The 15977-nt window shown below is 73.0% G+C and carries 17 protein-coding genes; 11 read left to right on the plus strand and 6 right to left on the minus strand.

Going from position 1 to position 15977, the window contains the following annotated elements; translation table 11 throughout:
* The first annotated feature begins 6 nt into the window (after positions 1-6).
* Positions 7-471 (plus strand): Fe-S cluster assembly sulfur transfer protein SufU, encoded by a 465-nt coding sequence (gene sufU / locus ACFWJO_RS32925; protein ID WP_386871131.1) that lies wholly within the window; start codon positions 7-9, stop codon positions 469-471.
* Entirely contained in the window at positions 468-806 is a 339-nt protein-coding gene (locus tag ACFWJO_RS32930; RefSeq protein ID WP_384413075.1) for a metal-sulfur cluster assembly factor, read from the plus strand. Before sufU ends, ACFWJO_RS32930 begins: the two co-directional genes overlap by 4 nt.
* 112 nt (positions 807-918) lie before the next feature.
* On the opposite strand, the gene ACFWJO_RS32935 is transcribed toward ACFWJO_RS32930, so the two are convergent.
* A complete protein-coding gene (locus tag ACFWJO_RS32935) occupies positions 919-2001 on the minus strand; it encodes an oxidoreductase (RefSeq protein WP_386871134.1) in 1083 nt (360 codons plus the stop codon).
* 62 nt (positions 2002-2063) lie between these two features.
* Between ACFWJO_RS32935 and ACFWJO_RS32940 the strand changes: the two genes are divergently transcribed.
* The 4 genes from ACFWJO_RS32940 (at position 2064) to ACFWJO_RS32955 (ending at position 4880) form a co-directional block, all read left to right on the plus strand.
* Positions 2064-2384, plus strand: a complete 321-nt coding sequence (locus ACFWJO_RS32940; protein ID WP_386871136.1) for a DMT family transporter — start codon at positions 2064-2066, stop codon at positions 2382-2384.
* Positions 2384-3004, plus strand: coding sequence for a TetR/AcrR family transcriptional regulator (locus ACFWJO_RS32945; protein WP_386871138.1), 621 nt, complete (start codon positions 2384-2386; stop codon positions 3002-3004). Before ACFWJO_RS32940 ends, ACFWJO_RS32945 begins: the two co-directional genes overlap by 1 nt.
* Before the next feature lie 44 nt (positions 3005-3048).
* Positions 3049-4032: a 2,3,4,5-tetrahydropyridine-2,6-dicarboxylate N-succinyltransferase gene (dapD, locus tag ACFWJO_RS32950; protein ID WP_386871140.1), complete on the plus strand. Its 984-nt coding sequence runs from the start codon at positions 3049-3051 to the stop codon at positions 4030-4032.
* 110 nt (positions 4033-4142) lie between these two features.
* Positions 4143-4880 (plus strand): SDR family NAD(P)-dependent oxidoreductase, encoded by a 738-nt coding sequence (locus ACFWJO_RS32955; protein ID WP_386871142.1) that lies wholly within the window; start codon positions 4143-4145, stop codon positions 4878-4880.
* Between the two features lie 5 nt (positions 4881-4885).
* Here the strand turns inward: ACFWJO_RS32955 and ACFWJO_RS32960 are convergent, their stop codons facing one another.
* Both ACFWJO_RS32960 and ACFWJO_RS32965 read right to left on the minus strand, forming a co-directional pair.
* Positions 4886-5338 (minus strand): GNAT family N-acetyltransferase, encoded by a 453-nt coding sequence (locus tag ACFWJO_RS32960; RefSeq protein ID WP_386871144.1) that lies wholly within the window; start codon positions 5336-5338, stop codon positions 4886-4888.
* A 35-nt stretch (positions 5339-5373) separates the two neighbouring features.
* A complete protein-coding gene (locus ACFWJO_RS32965) occupies positions 5374-7242 on the minus strand; it encodes an endonuclease/exonuclease/phosphatase family protein (RefSeq protein WP_386871146.1) in 1869 nt (622 codons plus the stop codon).
* A gap of 200 nt (positions 7243-7442) precedes the next feature.
* Between ACFWJO_RS32965 and ACFWJO_RS32970 the strand changes: the two genes are divergently transcribed.
* Entirely contained in the window at positions 7443-8972 is a 1530-nt protein-coding gene (locus tag ACFWJO_RS32970) for a hypothetical protein (RefSeq protein WP_386871148.1), read from the plus strand.
* Between the two features lie 39 nt (positions 8973-9011).
* Here ACFWJO_RS32970 and ACFWJO_RS32975 read toward each other — a convergent pair whose 3' ends face one another.
* Positions 9012-9800, minus strand: a complete 789-nt coding sequence (locus ACFWJO_RS32975) for an SDR family NAD(P)-dependent oxidoreductase (protein ID WP_386871150.1) — start codon at positions 9798-9800, stop codon at positions 9012-9014.
* An 86-nt stretch (positions 9801-9886) separates the two neighbouring features.
* On the opposite strand from ACFWJO_RS32975, the gene ACFWJO_RS32980 reads away from it, so the two are divergent.
* From ACFWJO_RS32980 to ACFWJO_RS32990, 3 genes are all read left to right on the plus strand, one after another.
* Entirely contained in the window at positions 9887-11314 is a 1428-nt protein-coding gene (locus ACFWJO_RS32980; protein WP_386871151.1) for an alkaline phosphatase PhoX, read from the plus strand.
* 56 nt (positions 11315-11370) lie between these two features.
* The gene (locus ACFWJO_RS32985; protein ID WP_386871187.1) at positions 11371-12027 is read left to right on the plus strand and encodes a GntR family transcriptional regulator; all 657 of its coding nucleotides are present in this window, start codon (positions 11371-11373) and stop codon (positions 12025-12027) included.
* A 192-nt stretch (positions 12028-12219) separates the two neighbouring features.
* On the plus strand, positions 12220-13239 hold the full coding sequence (locus ACFWJO_RS32990) for a 1-aminocyclopropane-1-carboxylate deaminase (RefSeq protein ID WP_385693446.1): 1020 nt from the start codon (positions 12220-12222) through the stop codon (positions 13237-13239).
* Positions 13240-13257: 18 nt separating this feature from the next.
* On the opposite strand, the gene ACFWJO_RS32995 is transcribed toward ACFWJO_RS32990, so the two are convergent.
* Both ACFWJO_RS32995 and ACFWJO_RS33000 read right to left on the minus strand, forming a co-directional pair.
* Positions 13258-14484, minus strand: a complete 1227-nt coding sequence (locus ACFWJO_RS32995) for a TerD family protein (RefSeq protein ID WP_386871153.1) — start codon at positions 14482-14484, stop codon at positions 13258-13260.
* A 36-nt stretch (positions 14485-14520) separates the two neighbouring features.
* Positions 14521-14760, minus strand: a complete 240-nt coding sequence (locus tag ACFWJO_RS33000) for a hypothetical protein (RefSeq protein WP_386871155.1) — start codon at positions 14758-14760, stop codon at positions 14521-14523.
* A gap of 54 nt (positions 14761-14814) precedes the next feature.
* On the opposite strand from ACFWJO_RS33000, the gene ACFWJO_RS33005 reads away from it, so the two are divergent.
* Entirely contained in the window at positions 14815-15780 is a 966-nt protein-coding gene (locus tag ACFWJO_RS33005; protein ID WP_386871157.1) for an AraC family transcriptional regulator, read from the plus strand.
* Positions 15781-15977 lie beyond the last annotated feature (197 nt).

Consider the following 15977-nt stretch of genomic DNA (forward strand, 5'->3'; position numbering starts at 1 on the left):
CGGCTCGTGAAGCTGGATTCGATGTACCAGGACGTCATCCTGGACCACTACAAGCACCCGCATGGTCGTGGTCTCCGGGACGGCGACGCCGAGGTGCACCACGTCAACCCGACCTGCGGTGACGAGATCACGCTCCGCGTGAAGTACGACGGCTCGCGCATCGAGGACGTGTCGTACGAGGGCCAGGGCTGCTCCATCAGCCAGGCCTCGGCGTCCGTGCTCAACGAGCTGCTCGTCGGCAAGGAGCTGGACGAGGCGCAGAAGATCCAGGGCACCTTCCTGGAGCTGATGCAGTCCAAGGGCCAGATCGAGCCGGACGACGCGATGGAGGAGATCCTGGAGGACGCGGTCGCGTTCGCCGGTGTCTCGAAGTACCCGGCCCGGGTGAAGTGCGCGCTGCTGAGCTGGATGGCGTGGAAGGACGCGACCGCCCAGGCTCTGGGTGACGGCGCTGAGAGGAAGTCGGCATGACCGAGAACGCCGAGGCCACGATGAAGCCGGCCTCCGAGGAAGAGATCCGCGAGGCGCTGTACGACGTCGTCGACCCCGAGCTGGGCATCGACGTGGTCAACCTGGGCCTGATCTACGGAATCCACATCGACGACTCCAACGTCGCGACGCTGGACATGACCCTGACGTCGGCGGCCTGTCCGCTGACCGACGTGATCGAGGACCAGGCGAAGGCCGCCACCGACGGCATCGTCAACGAGCTGAAGATCAACTGGGTCTGGATGCCGCCGTGGGGCCCGGACAAGATCACGGACGACGGCCGCGAGCAGCTGCGCGCGCTGGGCTTCAACGTCTGACGGCAGCGACGGCATGCGGAAGGGCCGCACCCCTCGGGGGTGCGGCCCTTCGCGCGTCCGCGGGAGTCCGCGGAGTCCGTGGAGTCCCGCGGATGCGTCCGCCGGCGTCGGCTCAGTAGGGCGTCGCGGCCGTCTGGGCCAGGACCGGGGCCAGGTTCTCCTTGCGGATGCGCTGGTCGACGTAGAGGAGGCCCGAGACCAGGGGGAGGAACGGGGCGAAGACCGCCTGGGTGATCAGCTGGGCGGCGGTGACGAGGATCATGACGCCGCCGAAGACCGCGATCACGTCGCCCGGCGTCGGGTTGTCGCCGGGGTCGTAGACCGACATGGGCACCATGCCGGCGAAGGACACGATCTGCTGGATCACCATGCTCACCACGCCGACCATCATGCCGACGAGGATCGTGATGCCGAAGATCCGCCACCAGGAGCCGCGGACCAGGGCCGAGGAGCGGCGCAGCGAGCCCAGCGGGCCCTGGTGCTCGATGACGGCGGCCGCCGGGGCCAGGCTGTACTTGACCCAGAGCCACACGACGAGGGGCATGGTCGCGAAGGTGGCGAGGAAGAACAGCAGACCCGCCACGGCCATGCCCGCGCCGTCGTCGCCCGAGCCGCTCTCGGAGGCGGCGATGCCCGCGATCAGGCCCGCGATCACCAGGCCGAAGCCGACGAAGACGAGGACCATCGGCAGGATCACGGCGAGCGTCGACAGGAACAGCGAGCCGATCACGGAGCCCAGGCGGGACCAGGCGCGGCGCCACGTGGCGCCGAAGCCCATGGGCCGACCGAGGACGGCTTCCTGCAGGACCGCCGGGACGGCGGCGTAGACGAGGCCGCTGGCGACGATCCAGCCGGCCATGGCCACGAGCCACACGCAGACGAAGGCGACGATCAGCGGCCGCAGGTCGTCGAAGTCGGCGGATTCACCGGCGGGCATGGCGTCCAGCCGGTTCAGGTCGTCGCCGACGGCCACCCAGCCGAGCGCGAGTGCCCCGCCCATCAGCACCGTCGCGGCCGTGTAGGCGAGCAGCGCCGTGCCGACCAGCGACTTCCAGTAGCGCCCGTACGTGCTGAAGACGCCGTTCAGGATGGCGCCGAGGCCCAGCGGGGCCAGGGGTATCACGCCGGGCTTCGGCGGAGGCGGCGGAGGAGCGTAGCCGTACCCGTATCCGTACGGCCCCGAAGGGTATGTCATGCGCACACCGTATCGGCTGCCGTTGTGTACGGGCGTACGCAACGATGTGTACCCTCGCCCCCATGGGATACGGACTGCTCGCGGGGGCCATAGCGGCCGAGATCGTCGCCACCACCTCGATGAAGTACAGCGAGGGCTTCTCCCGGCTGGTCCCCTCGCTGATCACCGGCGCCGGCTATCTGCTCGCCTTCGCGCTGCTCTCCAGGGCGCTCAAGACCCTCGAGGTCGGCACCGCCTACGCCATCTGGTCCGGCATCGGCACCGCGGCCGTCGCCGCCATCGGCGCCCTCTTCCTCGGAGAGTCCATGACCCTCGCCAAGATCGCCGGAATCGTCCTGATCATCGCCGGCGTCACCGTCCTCAACCTCGGCGGCGGGCACTGATGCCCCCCGCCCCCGCGGGCCCCCGCCCCCGCCGCCACGACCCGGGGCGGCGCGAGCGGATCGTCGAGGCCGCCCTCCGCGTCGTCGGCCGCGGCGGCATCGCCGGACTGAGCCACCGCACCGTCGCCGCCGAGGCCGACGTGCCGCTCGGCTCCACCACGTACCACTTCGCCTCCCTCGACGAACTCCTCGTCGCCGCCCTGCGCAAGGCCAACGACAACTTCGGGCGCGCCCTGCGCGAGAGCCCCGAGCTCGCCGACCCCGCCACCGACCTCGCCGCCGTCCTCGCCCGGCTCATGGGCACGTGGATCGGCGGCGAGCGCAGCGGCGTGGAGCTGGAGTACGAGCTCTACCTCGCCGCCCTGCGCCGCCCCGCCCTGCGGCCCGTCGCCGCCGAGTGGGCCGAGGACGTCGGCAGCGTGCTCGCCGCGCGCACCGACCCGGCCACCGCCCGGGGCGTCGTCGCCCTGATGGACGGCATCTGCCTCCAGGTCCTGCTCACCGGCGGCCGGTACGACGAGGAGTACGCGCGCGAGATGCTCGCCCGGCTCCTGAACGAAGGCCCGAAACCCCGGCCCGCGGGCTCGTCCGAACCGCCAGGGCGGCGGACCGACACCTGAGACCGGTTGGCCCGCGCGGGGGCCCGACCGTTAGGTTTTCCGTCATGACCACTGCTCCTCGCACCACCGGCGCCGTCGCCGCCGGCCTCGCCACCATCGCCGGCGACGGCACCGTTCTCGACACCTGGTTCCCCGCCCCCGAGCTGACCGACGCCCCCGGCCACGCCGGCACCGAGCGCCTCGACGCCGACGCGGCCGTCAACGCCCTCGGCGAGGGCGCCGCCAAGGCCCTCGGCGTGGACGCCCGCCGCGGTGTCGAGGTGGTCGCCGTGCGCACCGTCATCGCCTCGCTCGACGACAAGCCGCTCGACGCCCACGACGTCTACCTGCGGCTCCACCTGCTCAGCCACCGCCTGGTCAAGCCGCACGGCCAGAGCCTGGACGGCATCTTCGGCCACCTCGCCAACGTCGCCTGGACCTCGCTCGGCCCGGTCGCCGTCGACGACATCGAGAAGGTGCGGCTCAACGCCCGCGCCGAGGGCCTGCACCTCCAGGTCACCTCGATCGACAAGTTCCCCCGCATGACCGACTACGTCGTGCCCGCCGGCGTCCGCATCGCCGACGCCGACCGCGTCCGCCTCGGCGCCCACCTGGCCGCCGGCACCACCGTCATGCACGAGGGCTTCGTCAACTTCAACGCCGGCACCCTCGGCACCTCCATGGTCGAGGGCCGCATCTCCGCCGGTGTCGTCATCGGCGACGGCTCCGACATCGGCGGCGGCGCCTCCACCATGGGCACCCTGTCCGGCGGCGGCAACGTCGTCATCTCGATCGGCGAGCGCTGCCTCATCGGCGCCGAGGCGGGCGTCGGCATCGCGCTCGGCGACGAGTGCGTCGTCGAGGCCGGTCTCTACGTCACCGCCGGCACCCGGGTCACCATGCCCGACGGCGAGATCGTCAAGGCCCGCGACCTCTCCGGCGCCTCGAACATCCTCTTCCGCCGCAACTCGGTCACCGGCGCCGTCGAGGCCCGCCCGAACAACGCGGTCTGGGGCGGTCTCAACGAGATCCTGCACAGCCACAACTGATCCCCGTGCGCCGCGAACGGCCCGCCGCCCCGCCAAGGGACGGCGGGCCGTCCCGCGTCTCTGGCATGATCGCCCTGCGCGACAGGAGGTCGTCCAGAAGGAATCAGCACATGAGTGAACAGCGTGTCGCCCTCGTCACGGGCTCGTCCTCCGGCATCGGGGCCGCCGTCGCCCGCCGCCTCGCGGCCGCCGGCTACCGGGTCGTCGTCAACTCCGCCCGCTCCGTCGAGGCGGGGGAGAAGCTCGCCGCCGAACTCCCCGGCGCCCACTACCTCCAGGCCGACGTCTCCGACGAGACCCAGGCCGCCCGGCTCGTCGCGGACACCGTGGCGCACTTCGGCCGCCTCGACCTCCTCGTCAACAGCGCCGGGACGACGAGGTTCATCCCGCACGACGACTTCGCCGCCGCCTCCCCCGACGTCTGGCGGCTCCTCTACGACGTCAACGTCATCGGCGTCTGGCAGACCGTCACCGCCGCCGTCCCGCACCTGCGCGAGAGCCGCGGCGCGATCGTCAACATCTCCTCCCAGGCGGGCGTCCGGCCCGGCGGCAGCTCCATCCCGTACGCGGTGACCAAGGCGGCCGTGAACCACATGACCAAGCTGCTCGCCAAGACCCTCGGCCCCGAGGTGCGGGTCAACGCGGTCGCGCCCGGGCTCGTCGACACGCCCTGGTTCGACGGCGTCGAGGGCGCGGACGCCGCCAAGGAGCACGTGGCGTCGGTCGTGCCGCTGCGCCGGGTGGGCCGGCCCGAGGACATCGCGGAGGCCGTCCACGACCTGGCGAAGGCCTCGTACATCACGGGTGAGGTGCTGCTCGTGGACGGCGGCGGGCACCTGCTCGGCTGAGCCGCTCAGAGGGTCAGCTTGAACCCGTCGTGGCTGCGGGCGAAGCCCAGCGACGCGTAGAAGCGGTGGGCGTCGGTCCGGGACTTGTTGCTGGTCAGCTGGACGAGCGCGCAGCCGCGGGCGCGGGCCCGCGCGACGGCCCGGGACATCAGCTCGCGGCCGAGACCGCCGCCGCGCCGGTCGGCCCTGATCCGCACCGCCTCGATCAGGGCCCGCTCGGCGCCGCCCTTGCCGAGGCCCGGGATGTACGTGGCCTGGAGGCAGCCGACGACCGGGCCGCCGGCCGAGTCGTCGACCAGCACCAGCATCTCGTTGCGCGGGTCGGCCTCGATGTCCGCGAACGCGCGCTCGTAGGCGGCGGTCACGGTCACCGAGGCCGGGTCGACCACGCGCTCCTCGTCGGCGAGGAGGGCCAGGACGGCGGGCAGGTCGGCACGGGTGGCGGGACGCAGCAGCACGGCCGCAGTCTCGCACACCCGTGCCTACCCGTTGATCACGGGCGGAAGCGCAGCACCTGCGGGTCGTGGTCGCTGTTCTGGTCCGCGAACTCCGCGTTGACGTGCACGCTGTCGTACTCGAAGTGGTGCACGCCGGGGCTGGTCAGGATCTGGTCGAGGACCTGGCTGTTGCCCTGGTAGACGTACGAGTAGCGCTCCTCGGCCGGCAGCGACTTCACGGCCGGGAACAGCGCGCCGCCGTCGGTCAGCGCCTGCGTCGTGCCGGAGAACTCGAAGTCGTTGATGTCGCCGAGGACGAGCACGTCGGCCTGCTTGTCCAGGGCGATGACGTCCTTCACGAAGGCGTTGACCGCCTGCGCCTGGAGCAGTCGCTTGGCCTCGGAGGAACGGGCCGGCGGCTGGTGGTGCGAGACGATCGACTCGTCGCCGCCCTTGGAGCCGAAGTGGTTGGCGACCACGATGACCGTGCGGCCGCGGAAGCGGAACTCGCCCGCGAGCGGCTTGCGGCTGTTCTCCCACGCGGCGTTCGCCGGGTCGATCCGGCCGGGGGAGAGGGTCAGATGGGCGTCGCCCTTGCTGCCGGTGACCGCGGTCGCGGTGGTCGCGTCGCCGCCCGCGCGGTCGACGAAGGAGACCCGCTCGGGGTTGAAGAGGAAGACCTGACGGATGTTGCCGCCGGGCTCGCCGCCGTCCTTCCCGTTCTGCGGGTCGATCGAGCGCCACTCGTACGCCGGGCCGCCGGCCGCGGTGATCGCCGCGGTGAACTTCTTCAGCGTCTCGCCGGCCGTCACCGTGCCGTCGTTCTTGGCGCCGTTGTCGTCCTGGATCTCCTCCAGGGCGACGATGTCGGGCGAGGCGAGGTTCTCGACGACCGCCTTGGCGAGCGCGTCGAACTTCTCCTGCGGGTCGCTCGGGTCGAGGTTCTCGACGTTGTACGTGGCGACCGCCAGCTCGTTCTTGTGCTGCTTCTCGGTCACCTCCCGCTCCAGGCCGAGGTCCACGTGCTCGCCCAGCTTGTTGGCGACCAGCGTGTAGCCGCCGAACTGGTTGAAGTCCAGCGGGCCCTCGGTGGTGCCGGCCAGCCAGTCACCGACGTTCGCCTTGGGGAAGGGCTGCTGGGCGACCGGGGCGAGCTGCTGGATCTGGAGCCGCCCGGTGTTCTGGGAGTCGTACGAACCGTAGACCGTGCCGCCGCGGCTGTTGTCGTTCTCGAACGGCTTCACCGTCACCCACAGCTCGTGGTACGGGTCGGTGGCGCCGACCACGCGCGAGGAGCCGATGCGGACGTTGGTGCCCTCCAGGGACTCGTAGTAGTCCAGGGCGTAGGTCTCCGGGTGCAGGGTGAGCCCGTTGATCGAGCCGCCGGCCGCCGGGTCGCCCGCGGGGGTGTACGCGTCCGGGACGGAACCGGCCCAGACGGTCACGGGGGCCGGGACCTGGTTGCCCTTGGACAGGACGGTGACCGCCGGCTTGGAGAGCTGGGTCAGCGACTGGTTGCCGGAGTTCAGGCCGCCCGGCACGTACTCGGTGACCGTGCCGTTGACGCTCACCGAGTCGCCGACCGCGACCGTCGGGACGGAGCTGGTGAAGACGAAGATTCCCTCGCTGGTGGCCGGGTTGTCGTCGGCCTGCGGGTCCTGGATCCAGAAGCCGCGCGAGCCGTAGGTGCGCACGGCCGTGACGACGCCCGTGACACCGGTGACCTGCTTGCCGACCAGCGGCGAGACCCGGGTGGTGCCCTGGATGTCGTGGATCCGGACGGAGGCCGCCGCGGTGGTCGCGGCTGCGGTCCCGGTGGCGGTCGCCTCGTCGGCGGAGGCGGACGCGCCGCTCACCAGACCGGCGGCGAGAGCGGCGGAGACGACGGCGGCGACGGCCGCGGATCTCGGTATGGAGGAAGACATCAAGGGACTCCGTGAGGGTTTGGACATTCGATCGAACGATCTACGCGCGTCAATTTCGTTGGCCGAGGGCGCACTTGTCAAGGGTTGACGGGTGTACGAAGGCTGACGCCTGTGTGAACCGACAGACGGCCCCCCGAATGCGTCTACGCTGAAGGCCCCCGAAGCAGTCAACCGTCGCCCCGCCGAGGAGAACACCCGAGATGGCACCGGACCGCCCGACCCTTCCCCCCGTTCGGCTGCGCTCGGACGCGGAGCTGGCGCGGGACGCCCTGGCCGCCCCCCTCCTCACCCGCGCCGTGCGGCTGGCCCGCTGGGCCGGCCCCGAGACCCGGGTGGGCGCGGGCGGCGAACTCGTCGACGAGCAGCTGCCCGCCGCCGCCGAGGTCCTCGGCCTCGCGGACGACGAGGACGGCGAGGCGTACGCGAGCGAGGCGTGGCGGGTGGCCGTCGACACGGGCCTGGTCGAGGTGGAGGACCCGGAGGAGACGGAGGACGCCGACGGGGCCGAGGCGGCCGGCACGGTAGGTGCCGCGGGCGGGACCGGGGACGAGGCCGGTGACGAGACCGGCACCGCGCGGCCCGGCGAGAACCTGGCGCTGCTCACCGGCGGTTCGCCCCAGGACGTCCTGGCGATCTGGCTCGACGCCTTCGACACCGTCTTCGCCGACGCCACCGCACCGTACGTCGACGACCTCGAAGCGCTGGTCGGCGAGGACGGCACGATCGACTTCGAGGCCCTGGACTGGGACCCGGAGGGCGAGGCCGAGTTCCTGGAGGGCGTCCTCGGCAACCTCTACCTGCTGACCGTCAGCGAGGGCGGGGCGGGCGAGGGCCCGGTGCCGCTGCCCGCGCTCGCCGCGTCGATGGTCGTGCCCGAGGACATGGGCGAGCCCACCGACGCCGTCCTGGAACAGGTCTCCGACGCGATGATGCGGCTCGACGAGCAGTTCCGGATCCTCGAACCGGTCGGGCTCGTCGCGTACGAGCCCGTCGACGAGGCCCTGATGATCGAGGAGGGCGCCGAGGGCGGAGCCGGCGGGGAGTCGGCCGCCGAGCCCTTCGACGAGGAGGACGTCAGCCGGTACGGCATGGTGCGGCTCACGCCGCTCGGCCTCTACGCGATCCGGGCCCGCATGCTCGAGGCCGGGCTCACCGCGCCCGCCGTCGGCGAACTCGCCGACAAGGGCGCCGACGTGCTCCTCGACGGCATCGCGCACTACCCGCAGGAGGCCGCGCGCGCCGAGACGGCCGGCTGGATCGCAGGCCGCGCCGCCCAGGACGCGGCGCGCGAACTGCTCGCCGCCGCGCGGGGCGGCGACGCCGGCGCCCCGCTGCGCCGCCTGCACGCCCAGCAGGCGCTCTCCCTCGTCGGCGCGGACGCCGAACCGGCCGTACGGGAGGTGCTGGACGACCGCGAGCTCGGCGGCCTGGCCCGGGTCTGGCTCGCCGAGCGGGGCGCGGCCGACATCCCGGCGCCGCCGGAGTCGATGATCTTCTGGCTGGCCGTGGACACCATCGCGGCGCACCTCGACGCCGACGGCGACCCGGAGGAACTCCAGGACCTCATCGAGGGCCTGACCGGCGGGCACGGCGGCTTCTTCGAGGCCGCCTGGCGCGTCGACCACCCGGCCACGGCCGACGTGCTCGACGCCATGGGCCGCCTGCACCGCGACAAGCCCTCGGCGAAGGAGGCCCGCAAGGCCGCCTTCAAGGCGAGGTCCCGCACCTGACCCCGGGCCTGGGGGCGCGCCGGCCGTCCGGGCGCCCGGTCAGGTGCGCAGGTACGAAGCCCCGTTGAGGTCCAGGACCGTGCCCGAGGCCCACTCGGCCTCGGGAGAGGCGAGCCAGAGGACCGCGGCCGCGATCTCCTCCGGGGTCGCCACCCGGCCGAAGGGGCTCTGGGCGCGGATGGAATCGGCCTCGGGGCCGGTGAGCCGGGGCGCGACCCGCTCCGTGCTGAAGAAGCCGGGGGCGACGGACGCCACCGCGATGCCGTGGGGCGCGAGCGCCACGGCGAGGGACTGGCCGAGGGCGTGGACGGCGGCCTTCGTCGCGCCGTAGGCCGGGTGGTCCGGCTCGCCGCGGAAGGCGCCGCGGGAGCCGATGTTGACGATCCGGCCGGGGGTGCCGGCCGCGATCATCCGGCCCGCGGCCAGCCGGCTGAGGTACGCCGTGCCCAGCAGGTTCACCGAGACGTGGCGCTGCCACAGCTCCACCCACTCCTCGTACGGCGTCGTCGCCGGCGGGTGCGGCAGGTTCACGGCCGCGTTGTTGACCAGAACGTCGATGGGGCTGTCGGGGCTGTCCGCGCCGCCGAGGGCCTCCGCCGCCTCGGTCACGACCCGCGCGGCCTGCGCGGGATCGGCGAGGTCGCCGCGGACGAGGGCGTGGCCGGTGCCTTCGAGCGAGGCCAGGGTCTCGTGGGCCTCCTCGGCGCGCGAGCCGTAGTGCACGGCCACCCGGTCGCCGTTGGCCGCGAAGGCCCGGGCCACCGCGCGGCCCAGACCGCGCGAGGCACCGCTGACGAGGACGCTCCGACCACGGGCGGGCAGGTTCATGGGGCATCGCCTTTCTGTTCAACCGCCGTTTATACGCGGGCGCCAGCGTGTCGCCGACACCGGGTGACGACAGGGAGAAGACCGTCATGTCCCTCAACCGCAGAGAGTTCGCCAAGCAGTCCGCCGCCACCGGCGCCGGCCTCGCGCTCACCGGCGCCGTCGGCGCGCTCGCCACCGCCCCGCAGGCGCTCGCCGCGGACGACCACGAGGAGGCGTACGGCCACGGCGACGGCCACGGACACCGCCTCGGCTACGGGCCCCTGCTCGCCGACCCGAACGGCATCCTCGCCCTGCCCGAGGGCTTCACCTACCGCGTCATCACCCACAGCGGCGTCACCCGCCTGGAGTCCGGCGAGTTCACGCCCGAGAAGCACGACGGCACCGGCACCTTCGCGGGCCCGCGCGGCACCACGTACCTGGTGAACAACCACGAGCTCAAGGGCCCCCGCTCCCGGTGGACCCACCCGGTGCCGCTCACCGAGGGCCTGGTCTACGACCCGGCGGCCTCCGGCGGCTGCACCGTCGTCGAGGTGCACCGCGACGGCACCGTCGTCGAGTTCGTCGGCATCGCCGGCACCTCCACCAACTGCGCGGGCGGCCGCACCTCCTGGGGCACCTGGCTCACCTGCGAGGAGAACTCCGACCGCGCCGGTGTCAACGGCATGACGAAGGACCACGGTTACGTCTTCGAGGTCGACCCGCACGACCGCGGCGCCAACTGCGACCCCGAGCCGATCAAGGCCTTCGGCCGCTACGACCACGAGGCCGTCGTCATCGACCCCAGGCGCGGCCACGCCTACCTCACCGAGGACGCCTCCGGCCCCAACGGCCTGCTCTACCGCTGGGTCCCGCCGCAGGGCTTCGAGCACGGCCGCGGCCGGCTCGCGACCCTCGCCGACGACGCCGGCCGCCTCCAGGCGCCCCGGTGCTACGACTCGGCGGGCCGGTTCGTCGACGACCTCTCGCGCGCGGCGAGGATCGGCACCGTCTACGGCGTCGACTGGGTCGACGTCCCGGACCGCGACGCCCGCACCACCCCCGTCCGCAAGCAGTTCGGCGCCGGCGAGATCACCCGCGCCCGCAAGCTGGAGGGCATGTGGTGGGCCGACGGCGGCGCCTACGTCGTCTCCTCGTACGCCCGTGAGGAGAGCCCCGGCACCCCGCACGACGGCCAGGTCTGGTTCTACGACCCCAAGCGCCGCACCCTCACCCTCAAGGTGCTGCTGGGCGTCAACACCGCCCCCGACCAGGACGGCGCCTACGACGGCCCCGACAACATCACCGTCTCCCCGTACGGTGGTCTCGTCATCGCCGAGGACGGCGAGGGCGTCCAGCACCTCTTCGGCGCCACCGAGAGCGGCCGCACCTACCCGATCGCCCGCAACGACCTCAACGACAGCGAGTTCGCCGGCGTCGTCTTCTCGCCGGACGGCGACACCCTCTTCGCATGCATCCAGAATCCGGGCATCATGGTCGCGATCACCGGCCCCTGGCGCCGCCAGCCCCGCCGCTGACCCCACGGAGCCTGGTGCCGTCCATGGACTGACACCTAACATGTCAGCCCATGGACGTGGACGTGTTACGGCCCGTGGGCCGGACCCTGCTGCGTGACCGGGCGTACGAGACGCTGCGCGAGGCCATCGTGCGCGGCGAACTCCGGCCCGGTTCCGTGGTCAAGGACAGCGAACTCGCCGAGCGGCTCGGCCTCTCGCGCGCACCCGTGCGCGAGGCCCTGGCCCGGCTCGGCGACGAAGGGCTCGTCGAGACCAAGCCGCAGAGCTACACCCGCGTCACCCGCCTGGTCAGCCGGGTCGTACGGGACGCCGCCTCCGTCGTGCGGGTCATGCACGAACTCGCCGCCCGCACCGCCGTGCCGCTGCTCGGACCCGAGGGCATCCGCGCCATGCGCGAGGCCAACGCGCGGTTCGACGCGGCCGTGCGCGCCTCGGACGTCGACGCCGCACTGCGCGCCGACGACGAACTCCACGACGTGCTCGTCGGCGCCAGCGGCAACCACGCCCTCGCCGCCACCATCGCGCGCTACACCCCGCTGATCCGCCGGGTCGAGCGCCACCTCTTCGGCGACCCGGGCACCTGCCGCTCCGCCGCGCTGCACGCGCGCCTCATCGAGGCCTGCGAGGCGGGCGACACGGAGGAGGCGGTGCGGGTGACGACGGAGATCTGGCGCGCCCTGGAGGAGCTCGCCGACGAGGCGACGGATTCCTGAGGAACTCCTGCCGGCCGGGCACCGGGACGTTCCGGCGCGGGCGCCCCGGCTCCGGACGGTTCGGCGCCGGCGTCCCCGGCCCCGGACGGTTCCGGCGCCGGTCCGGACGCCCCGGCCCTTCACGGGCGGTTCGCCCGGCCCGCAGGAGTCCCTCAGGGGACCGTCCGCCGTCCGTCACCACCGGGAGCCCGCATGCCGACGATCGCCGATCACGACCGCTACCCGCTGCTCTTCGGGCCCTCGCCCGTGCACCCGCTCCAGCGGCTCTCCGCCCATCTCGGCGGCGCCGCCCTGTGGGCCAAGCGCGAGGACTGCAACTCCGGCATCGCGTACGGCGGGAACAAGACCCGCAAGCTGGAGTACCTGGTCGCCGACGCCCTCGCCCAGGGCTGCGACACCCTCGTGTCGATCGGCGGCGTCCAGTCCAACCACACCCGTCAGGTCGCCGCCGTGGCCGCCCACGCGGGCCTCAGGTGCGTCCTCGTGCAGGAGAGCTGGGTCGACTGGCCCGACCCGGTCTACGACAAGGTCGGCAACATCCTGGTCAGCCGGCTCGCGGGCGCCGACGTGCGGCTGGTCCGGGCCGGGTTCGGCATCGGCTTCAAGGAGAGCTGGGAACAGGCGCTGCGCGAGGTCGAGGAGGCCGGCGGCAGGCCCTACGCCATTCCGGCCGGTGCCTCCGACCACCGGCTCGGCGGGCTCGGCTTCGCCAACTGGGCCTACGAGGTGGCCGAACAGGAGCGTGAGCTGGGCGTCTTCTTCGACACGGTCGTGGTCTGCTCGGTGACCGGCTCCACCCAGGCCGGGATGGTCGCGGGCTTCGCCGCGCTCGCCGAGGAGGGCGGCCCGGCCCGGCGGATCATCGGCGTCGACGCCTCCGCCGAGCCCGCCCGGACCCATGAGCAGATCACCCGGATCGCCCGGGACACCGCCGCGCTCATCGGCGTCGAGCGCCCGGTCACCGCCGCCGACGTCGAGCTGGACGCGCGCTACCACGCGGGGGTGTACGGCGTCCCGGACGAGGCGACGCTGGACGCGATGCGGCTGGCCGCCCGTACGGAGGGCATGGTCACCGACCCGGTCTACGAGGGGAAGTCGATGGCCGGACTGGTCGACCTGGTGGACCGCGGCGAGATCGGCCGGGACTCGACCGTGCTCTACGCCCACCTCGGCGGCCAGCCGGCCCTCAACGCGTACAGCGCGCTGTTCTGACCGGCTCCCTCCGGCCGCTCAGAGCGCCTGGGCGGCCGGCTTCACCATGCCGCGGACGGTCCGGGACTTCACGAACTCGCCCATGCCCGTCATCTCCCACTCGCCCGAGAACTGCCTGATGAGCTTGGCCATCATCACGCCGGTCTGCGGCTCCGCCGTGGTCAGGTCGAAGCGCACAAGCTCCTCGCCGGACGCGGCGTCGAGCAGCCGGCAGTAGGCCTTGGCGACCTCGGTGAACTTCTGGCCCGAGAAGGAGTTGACCGTGAAGACCAGGCCGGTGACGTCGGCGGGCAGCCGGCCCAGGTCGACGACGATGACCTCGTCGTCACCCGCGCCCTCGCCGGTCAGGTTGTCGCCGGAGTGCTTGATCGCGCCGTTGAGGATCGACAGCTTGCCGAAGTAGCAGCTGTCGATGTGGTTGCGCTGCGGGCCGTAGGCGATGACGGAGGCGTCGAGGTCGATGTCCTTGCCGCGGAAGGCCGGCTCCCAGCCGAGGCCCATCTTCACCTGGGAGAGCAGCGGACGGCCGCCCTTGACCAGGGAGACGGTCTGGTTCTTCTGGAGGCTGACCCGGCCCTTGTCCAGGTTGATCTTCCCGGTGCCGGCGGCGGGCGCGGCCGCGGGAGCGGGCGGGGCGGCGGCGGGCGTCGACGGCAGGCCCGCGGCGACGCGCGGGTCCACCGGGGGAGCGGCGGGCGGCGCCGGGGCCGCCGCGGGCGTGGCCGCCGGGGCGGGCGTGGGCTCCTCGTCCACGCTGACGCCGAAGTCGGTCGCGATCCCGGCCAGCCCGTTCGCGTACCCCTGGCCCACCGCGCGGGCCTTCCACGCGCCGTTGCGCAGATAGATCTCCATGACCACGAGCGCCGTCTCGGTGCCGAGCCGCGGCGGCGTGAAGGTGGCGAGGACGCTGCCGTCGTCGGCGTTGCGCAGCGTCGCGGTGGGCTCGATGCCCTGGAAGGACTGGCCCGCGGCGTCCGGGCTCGCGGTCACCACGATCTTCTCGATCCCGGCGGGCACGGCGGTGGTGTCCACGAGGATGGCGTCGGGCGCGGCGCCGCCGCCGGACCGGTAGGTCACGCCGGGCCCGGCGGGCTGGTTGTAGAAGATGAAGTCGTCGTCGGAGCGCACCTTGCCGTTGGCGCCGAGCAGCAGGCCCGAGACGTCGAGCCGCACCGGGGCGGCCACGTCCACCGCCACGCGCGCGGCGGTGAGAGGGATGTTCGAGCCGGGGGTCATAGCGGTCATGCCCGGGGTAACGAACCAGACCCCTTTGCCGTTCCCTTACCTTCCCCGGGTTCGGCCACTCCGGTTACGCGGGTGCTCGCGGGCGGTCCGCTCGTTCCCGAACCGGTAGGCGCCCGTCCAGCGGGCCATGACCAGCTGCGGGTCGCCGGACGCGACCTCGGCCAGGAACTTCTGCGCGCGGCCGCCGCGCAGGGTGGCGGCGGCGCGGCCGTGGTGGGTGACGACGACCGTGCCGTCCGCGCGCTGGGCGTGGGCGAATCCCCGGGGCTGTGGCATGGCGGGCATCCTGCCGTTCCCGGTCGCGTCCGTCATGTGAATATTCTTTCGGCCGTGGGTGGGAGCTCTTTCCGGACGCGGGACGTGGACGAGGCGCGCGAGGAGATCAGCGCGCGCTATTACGCCAACTTCATGGACGTCATCGACGCGCGGGACCGTCCCTTCGCCGCGCGCTTCGACACCGTCGGACTGGGGCCGCTGATGATCGGCGACCTCAGCTGCGGCGCCGACGTGCGGATGCGCTTCGGCGAGCTGGGGGCGTTCCACGTCAACGCGCCGATGAGCGGGACCATGGAGGTGCGGCAGGGCGGGAGGGGGCGCCGGCTGATGGCAACCCCCGAGGACGCCATGCTGCTGGACCCGTCGGGAGACACCTTCCTCGACCGGTGGAGCGGGGACTGCCGCGCGCTTTCGGTCAAGATCGACGCGACGGCGCTCCAGGACCGTCTGGAGTCCCTGCTGGGCCGTTCGGCGGGCCGCCGGCTGACCCTGGGCACGCGCCTGGACATCACGCGCGGACCCGGTCTGAGCTGGGTGACCTTCGCCCGCCAGGTGGCGGCGGGGGCGCTCGCGGGCGACGGGCTCGCGACCCACGAGCTGGTGGCCCGCCCGCTCCAGGAGGCGCTGCTCAACGGGCTGCTCCTGGCGGCGGAGCACCCGTGGCGGGACGAGCTGGCGCACCCGGGCGGACCGGCCAGGCCGGCGCCGGTGAAGCGGGCGATGGACGCGGTGCGGGCCCGCCCCGAGCACCCCTTCACCACCACCGAGCTCGCCGCCCTCGCCCGGGTGAGCGTGCGCCGCCTCCAGGAGTCGTTCCGGGAGTACGTGGGGATGTCGCCCATGGCGTACGTACGGGAGGTCCGCCTGGACCGGGTGCGCGAGGAGCTGCGGGCGGGCGACCCGGACGGGCTGAGCGTCGGCGAGGTGGCCTGGCGCTGGGGGTTCACGCACGCGGGGCGGTTCGCCGCGCAGTACCGCGCCCGGTTCGGCGAGACGCCCTCGCGGACCCTGCGCGGCTGACCGGGCGCCGGACGCGGGATGCGGCCGCGAACCCGTTTCCGGGCCGGCCGTGAACCCGTCGCGTTTTGCGGACGGTCGCCGCGTTCCGCGGATCGCGGTGATCTTGACCGAAACGTATCGTCGGATCGTCCGTGGGCGTCATGCGTCGCCCGCGTCGACCCGGGCCCCGGCCGGCTCCCCCGCATTGTCCGGCCGGG

Origin of the sequence: Streptomyces sp. NPDC127092 (genome assembly GCF_042722475.1) — a bacterium.
Classification (GTDB): domain Bacteria; phylum Actinomycetota; class Actinomycetes; order Streptomycetales; family Streptomycetaceae; genus Streptomyces.

Bases quoted from the DNA above. Each gene is read 5' to 3' on its own strand.
- ACFWJO_RS32935 (WP_386871134.1), bottom strand. From the start codon at position 2,001: ATGACATACCCTTCGGGGCCGTACGGATACGGGTACGGCTACGCTCCT.
- ACFWJO_RS32980 (WP_386871151.1), top strand. From the start codon at position 9,887: ATGTCCCTCAACCGCAGAGAGTTCGCCAAGCAGTCCGCCGCCACCGGC.
- ACFWJO_RS32965 (WP_386871146.1), bottom strand. From the start codon at position 7,242: ATGTCTTCCTCCATACCGAGATCCGCGGCCGTCGCCGCCGTCGTCTCC.
- ACFWJO_RS32945 (WP_386871138.1), top strand. From the start codon at position 2,384: ATGCCCCCCGCCCCCGCGGGCCCCCGCCCCCGCCGCCACGACCCGGGG.
- ACFWJO_RS32970 (WP_386871148.1), top strand. From the start codon at position 7,443: ATGGCACCGGACCGCCCGACCCTTCCCCCCGTTCGGCTGCGCTCGGAC.
- ACFWJO_RS32995 (WP_386871153.1), bottom strand. From the start codon at position 14,484: ATGACCGCTATGACCCCCGGCTCGAACATCCCTCTCACCGCCGCGCGC.
- ACFWJO_RS33000 (WP_386871155.1), bottom strand. From the start codon at position 14,760: ATGCCACAGCCCCGGGGATTCGCCCACGCCCAGCGCGCGGACGGCACG.
- ACFWJO_RS32940 (WP_386871136.1), top strand. From the start codon at position 2,064: ATGGGATACGGACTGCTCGCGGGGGCCATAGCGGCCGAGATCGTCGCC.
- ACFWJO_RS32930 (WP_384413075.1), top strand. From the start codon at position 468: ATGACCGAGAACGCCGAGGCCACGATGAAGCCGGCCTCCGAGGAAGAG.
- ACFWJO_RS32990 (WP_385693446.1), top strand. From the start codon at position 12,220: ATGCCGACGATCGCCGATCACGACCGCTACCCGCTGCTCTTCGGGCCC.
- dapD (WP_386871140.1), top strand. From the start codon at position 3,049: ATGACCACTGCTCCTCGCACCACCGGCGCCGTCGCCGCCGGCCTCGCC.
- ACFWJO_RS32975 (WP_386871150.1), bottom strand. From the start codon at position 9,800: ATGAACCTGCCCGCCCGTGGTCGGAGCGTCCTCGTCAGCGGTGCCTCG.
- ACFWJO_RS32955 (WP_386871142.1), top strand. From the start codon at position 4,143: ATGAGTGAACAGCGTGTCGCCCTCGTCACGGGCTCGTCCTCCGGCATC.